3 protein-coding genes and 1 pseudogene are annotated in these 5,585 nt (G+C 71.2%); all 4 read right to left on the reverse strand.

All coding sequences use genetic code 11. The features are described 5' to 3' along the window. Nucleotides 1-47: 47 nt before the first annotated feature. Complete coding sequence (locus ACFZB9_RS36760) at nucleotides 48-662, reverse strand: DUF742 domain-containing protein (protein WP_391454505.1); 615 nt, start codon at nucleotides 660-662, stop codon at nucleotides 48-50. A 337-nt stretch (nucleotides 663-999) separates the two neighbouring features. Further along, the gene (locus tag ACFZB9_RS36765) at nucleotides 1,000-1,413 is read right to left on the reverse strand and encodes a roadblock/LC7 domain-containing protein (protein WP_035797811.1); all 414 of its coding nucleotides are present in this window, start codon (nucleotides 1,411-1,413) and stop codon (nucleotides 1,000-1,002) included. A 10-nt stretch (nucleotides 1,414-1,423) separates the two neighbouring features. Continuing rightward, the gene (locus tag ACFZB9_RS36770; protein ID WP_391454506.1) at nucleotides 1,424-4,984 is read right to left on the reverse strand and encodes a nitrate- and nitrite sensing domain-containing protein; all 3,561 of its coding nucleotides are present in this window, start codon (nucleotides 4,982-4,984) and stop codon (nucleotides 1,424-1,426) included. Between the two features lie 506 nt (nucleotides 4,985-5,490). Beyond that, nucleotides 5,491-5,585, reverse strand: a pseudogene (locus ACFZB9_RS36775) (ATP-binding protein); the annotation flags it as partial.

Here is a 5,585-nt window from a genome sequence, read left to right on the forward strand (position 1 = left end):
CGACGACGATCTTCGCGGAGGTGGTGGCGCGGGTGGCGGCCGCGGGGCTAGAGCTTGCGAAGTCCACTGAGGACCCTTTCGAGCAGCGTGACGTCGGGCTGGTTGCCGGATTCGCCCCCGGCGGCGGGCTGGTGGATGGCGACCAGGCCGGCTTCGGCGAGGTCGGCCACGAGGATCCGGGCCACGCCGAGCGGCAGCGAGAGCAGCGCCGAGACCTCGGCCACCGACTTCACCTCGGTGGCGCACAGCGTGCAGATCCGCTGGTGCTCGGGCAGCAGCGTGGCCAGTCGTGCCTGGTCGACATTGGCCGAAACCAGTGCCTCCAGGGCCAGTTCGTAGCGCGGTCGGGTGCGGCCCCCGGTCATCGCGAACGGTCTGATCAGCGGACCGCTGTCCGCTTCGTCGGTACCCATCGCGTCCTGGCGCCCAGGAGCCTGCGGCCACGCGGCGGCGGGCTCTGCCTGCTGGGCCGGCTGGCCCTGCTGCTGCGGGTACGGCTGGCCGTGCTGCGGGAGGGGCCGACCGTACTGGTCGCCGTACTCGCCGTACTGCGGTCGGCCGTAGCTCTGGCCTTGGCCCGCGCCGGGAGTACCGAACGCGTCGTGGCCGGTGCCGGGGTACGGGACTCCGTACGAGCCCTGGCGATCGTCGGGCGGTGTCACGGTTCCTCTCCTCACAGGATGCGGCTGTTGCAAGGTGCGGGCGCGGCCTCGGCTGTGGGGCCGGTGCCGGTGGTGCGAGGTGCCGTACAAGCCCGACACCGTGCCCGTCGCCACGGGCTCGGAAAGGGGCGGCTGGATACTACAAGTACTACGACGGTGACCGCATGCCCTCACCGGGGTACGCCCGATGGCCCGTCAGTGATACCCGATGAACCGTCAGGAGCGCTACGGCAGACCGAAAACAGCTGGTCCGAGGGGGCGCGACCGCATTGCGCCGGCCGACCGACCGTCAGGGGCGCAGTTGGGCGCGGTGCGCCGAAGGGCCCCTGACGGCCTGTCAGTGCAGGAGGCTGCCCTGGAGTTCGGCTCGCAGGGCGGGGGTGAGGACGGCGCCGGCCCGGTCGACGAGCAGGGCCATCTCGTAGCCGACGAGGCCGATGTCGGAGTCGGGGGAGGCGAGGACGGCGAGCGAGGAGCCGTCGCTGACGGCCATCAGGAAGAGGAAGCCGCGCTCCATCTCCACGACGGTCTGGTTGACGTCGCCGCCCTCGAAGATCCGGCTGGCGCCGGAGGTGAGCGAGGTGAGGCCGGAGGCGACGGCGGCGAGCTGGTCGGCGCGGTCGCGCGGGAAGCCTTCGGACATGGCGAGCAGGAGCCCGTCGGCGGAGACCACCACCGTGTGCGACACCCCAGGGGTGTTGTCCACGAAATTGGTGATCAGCCAGTTCAGGTTCTGTGCGGCCTGGCTCATCTGAGTCAACTCAACGCTCCTGGTGGTTCGAGCCGCCGAAGAGATCGGTGCTGTCGTTCTGCTGTCCTGCCCCGGGGTGACCCGGCTGGGACATGTCCTGGGGGTCGATCCGGAAGCTGCCGGTCTGGCCGGACTCGCTGCCCGCGCTGCGGCCCTGGGCCACACCGCGGCGCAGGTTGGTCAGGCGGCCGCGCACCTCCTCGGGGCTGCGCGAGACCTGCGGTCCCTCGCTGCTGCCCGACTTGGCGTTGCCCGGGACGAGATTCTGCTTGGGCACCCGGCGCGGCAGACCGGATCCGGTCACCCCGCCGGCGGCCGGCTCGCGCAACTGCTCCGCGCGCTGCCAGGCCCCGTCGTTGGCCGACTGCCAGGCGGTCGGGCCGGTCGGGCCCGAGGCGCCGAGGCCGGACACCTGGTGGCCGCGCATCTCGGCGGCCTCGTCGGCCGAAGTGTCCTTGGCACCGGTGAACCAGTTCGGCTTCTCCTGCGAGTTCAGCTCGCCGATCGCGCGCGAGCCGAGCCCACCGCCCACCAGCTGCTGGCCGGGACGGCGCTGCGGCAGACCCGAGTCGAGTGTGGGCGACTGGGCGGCCGGCAGGGCCGGGGGCTCGGTGCCGTACGGGTGGCCGGCCGGGGTCTCGCCGCGGCCCGGGCCCGAGGTGCCCCGGGGCGCGAAGCCGTCGAAGCCGCGCTCGGAGACCTGGGGCAGGGCGGCGGTGTCCTGGTAGCCGTCGCCCGCCGACTGCTGGTAGCCCTCGGGCTGGTAGCCGGTGGTCTCGTAGCCGCCGGTGTTCTGGTAGCCGTAGGCCCCGGCGCCCTGGTCGGCGTAGTAGCCGTCCTGGTAGCCCTGCTGCTGCCCGTAGCCGCCGTAGGACTGCTCGTGGCCCTGCTGCTGGTAGCCCTGGCCGGCGTACGGCTGCTGGTCGGCGTAGTAGCCGCCGTCCTGGTAGCCCTGCTGGCCCTGGCCCTGGTCCTGGTAGCCCGGCTCGGCGAACGGCGCGGGGCGGCCGTAGTCGGCCCGCTGCCCGTAGCCCTGCTGCTGCGGCTCGGGCTCGACGAACTCCGCCTCGACGTAGTCCGCCTCGGCGGCCTCCTCCTGGCCGAGCTCGGCGCGGCTGAACTCGGCCGTCGCGTAGTCGCCCTGCTGGAACTCCTCCGGCCGGAAGCCGTCGTGCTGGAGGTCGTCGCGGCCGAAGCCCTGCTGCGGGAAACCGTCGGGCTGGAAGCCCTCGCCGGCGAACTCCTGCTCGCCGTCGGCGAACTCGCCCGCGTCACCGGACTCCAGCGCGGCCCGGCGGCGCTGGTCCAGCCGCTGCGAGCGCTGCATCGAGTCCAGCGCCGGGCTGAAGCCGCCCGTGCCGCGCCCGCCGAGGGCGAGGTTGTCGTCGAAGCCCAGCTCGGCCGCGCTGCGCGGAGCGGCGAAGGCCTCCTGCTCCCAGCCGGCGGTCGAGGGCTCCTGGTCCGCGAAGATCCGCGAGACCGTGAACTCCTCCTCCGGCTCCGGCACGGCGCGCATCTGGGTCAGCGCGGCCGGGAGCATGACCAGCGAGGTGGTGCCGGCCGACTCGCCCGAGGGGCGCAGCTGGACGCGCACGTCGTGCCGGTCGGAGAGCCGGCCGACCACGAACAGGCCCATGCGGCGGGAGATCGAGGCGTCGACGGTGGGCGGCTCGGCGAGCTTCTCGTTGATCTCGGCGAAGTCCTCGGCGGTCAGGCCGATGCCCTTGTCGTGGATCTCGACCAGCACCCGGCCGTCCGGCAGCCGGGTCGCGGTGACGGTGACCCGGGTCTGCGGGCTGGAGAACGAGGTGGCGTTCTCCAGCAGCTCGGCGAGCAGGTGGACGAGGTCGGTCACGGCCGCGCCGATGACCTCGGCCTCGGGGATGCCGGACAGCTCGATGCGCTCGTACTGCTCCACCTCGGAGGCGGCCGCGCGCAGCACGTCGACCAGCGGGACCGGGGTGTTCCAGCGGCGGCCCGGCTCCTCACCGGCGAGGACCAGCAGGTTCTCACCGTTGCGGCGCATACGGGTGGCCAGGTGGTCCAGCTTGAAGAGGTTCTCCAGCTGGTCCGGGTCGGCCTCGTTGTTCTCCAGGTCGGTGATCAGTGCCAGCTGGCGCTGGATGAGGCCCTGGCTGCGGCGCGAGAGGTTGGAGAAGATCGCGTTCAGGTTGCCTCGGAGCAGGGCCTGCTCGGCGGCCAGCGAGACCGCCTGGCTGTGGACCTGGTCGAAGGCGCGGGCGACCTCGCCGATCTCGTCCCGGCCCCAGAGCGGAATCTTCTCGACGTTGGTGTCCACCCGGTCCGGGTCGGTCTTGGAGAGCTTCTCGACCAGGTCGGGCAGTCGGTGGTTGGCGATCTCCAGCGCGGCGGTGTTCAGCACGCGCATCCCGAGGATCATCGAGCGGGCGATGAAGCCGGTCAGCAGACCGGCCAGCACCAGCGAGGCCACCACGATCGAGGCGTTGAGGATGGCGTCGGTCTGGGCGCTGTCCTTGGCGGTGACCGCGTCGTTGACGACGCTGTTCAGCAGGCTGGTCTCGGTGACCCGCAGCGGGTTGATCTCGCTCTGGGTGGCCTGCAGCCAGTTCGCCGCGGTGAGGCCGGCCTGAAGCGCGCTGGCGGCGGCCTGGGCCGCCGCGGCGGCGGCGTCGGGGGTGGCCATGCCGTCCGAGGCGGCCTGCTGGTAGGCCAGGCCGATGCTCATCAGACCGGTCACGCTGGGCAGGGTCTGGTTGTCCGGCATCCGCAGCGGCAGGTGCGTGTCGGCGTTGGCCTCGGCGACCAGCGCGTCCGCGTAGGTGTGGTTGTCCTGCGGGGAGGAGCCGGTCTGGAAGCTCGCCAGCGCGTTCTGCTGGATGTTGGAGGAGACCAGCAGGTCCTGGATCAGCTGGACGTTCTCCCACCGGGTGGTCCGCTGGGCGTTGATGCCGACCAGCAGCATCAGCATCTGCGCGCGCTGGGCCGAGGAGTAGGCCTTGGTCTGCGAGATGTTGTAGATGGCGCGACCGCGGTTCACCCCCGCGGCGCTACCCGCGCCGACCGAACCGTCGATCGAGAGCAGCGGGTTGATCATCACGGAGTAGGCGTCGACCGTGGCGCTCGCGTACAGCTCAGGGGTGTAGGCGACGCTGCGCAGGTGCGCCAGCGAGGCGGCGTCCGACTCGAACGCGAAGTCGTCCTGGGTGATTTCGGTGCTGTTGCCGACCTTGGCGACGGCGGCCCGGTAGGTGGCCAACCGCTGGTCCGTGGTGGCCCGCAGCTTGGCGACGGTGCCGTCCTGGTCCTGCCCGGTGAGCAGCGGGCTCAGGCTGAGGTCGCGCTCGTTCTCCAGTGCGTCGGCCAGGTTGGTGGCGGCGCGGGCGAGCTCGGCGATCTTCTCGGCCTGGCTGGCCTTGACGTAGCTGTCGAACGAGGTGTTGACGCGCAGACCGCCGAAGACCAGCGCGATGATGACCGGGATCAGCATGATCGAGACGAGTCGGACCGGCACCCGCCAGTTGCGGAAGGCCAGGAACTCGTACCGGCCGGCCCGCGTTGGACCTTCGTCGGTGCCGCTGCCGGGCTCCAACGGCGAACTGACCAATCGGCCAGGGGCTCCGGAGCCGGGCAGGGGACGTTCGGGCTTCGCCGCGAAGGGGGAGAACCCGGCAGGACTCTGGCCGCTGCGGTCCGTCTCGCGGGGCTCGGAGCCCTTCTGCGGCGTGACTGGCTGCTTACGCCTCACTCGACAACAACCTCTCGGCCGCTCGGCGGCCATGGATCAATCCAGCGGCTTACCCCTGGCCGCAGCCCGCTGCTGGGTGGAACTGCTATCTGGGTCACTTCGGGGGTAGCTGGAATTTCAGCACGTGCGGGAGAACGGGACAAACAGCTCAGCTGAGCCGCGCCTCGGAGCACATATAGGACATTCGGCCACAGGCCCCCCCAAACTCTCGGGTGCCATCAGCCGAGCGCACCCGAACGACTACGGGTTGTCACCAAAACGTCCGAAATGCCTACCGAACCGTTATGCGATGCACAGAACCTGTAACGCGCAGGACGAGTCGGGGACCCCATGAGGTCCCCGACCCGTGATCAGCGGAGTCTGGCGAGCAGGGCGTGTTCGACGAGGGTGATCAGGGCGCTCTTGGCGCTGTCGCGGCGGCGGGCGTCGAGGGCGATGATCGGGG

This window comes from Kitasatospora sp. NPDC008050 (assembly GCF_042957465.1).
Classification (GTDB): domain Bacteria; phylum Actinomycetota; class Actinomycetes; order Streptomycetales; family Streptomycetaceae; genus Kitasatospora.

Coding starts and splice junctions, on each gene's coding strand:
- ACFZB9_RS36765 (WP_035797811.1), bottom strand. CDS start 1,413: ATGAGCCAGGCCGCACAGAACCTGAACTGGCTGATCACCAATTTCGTG.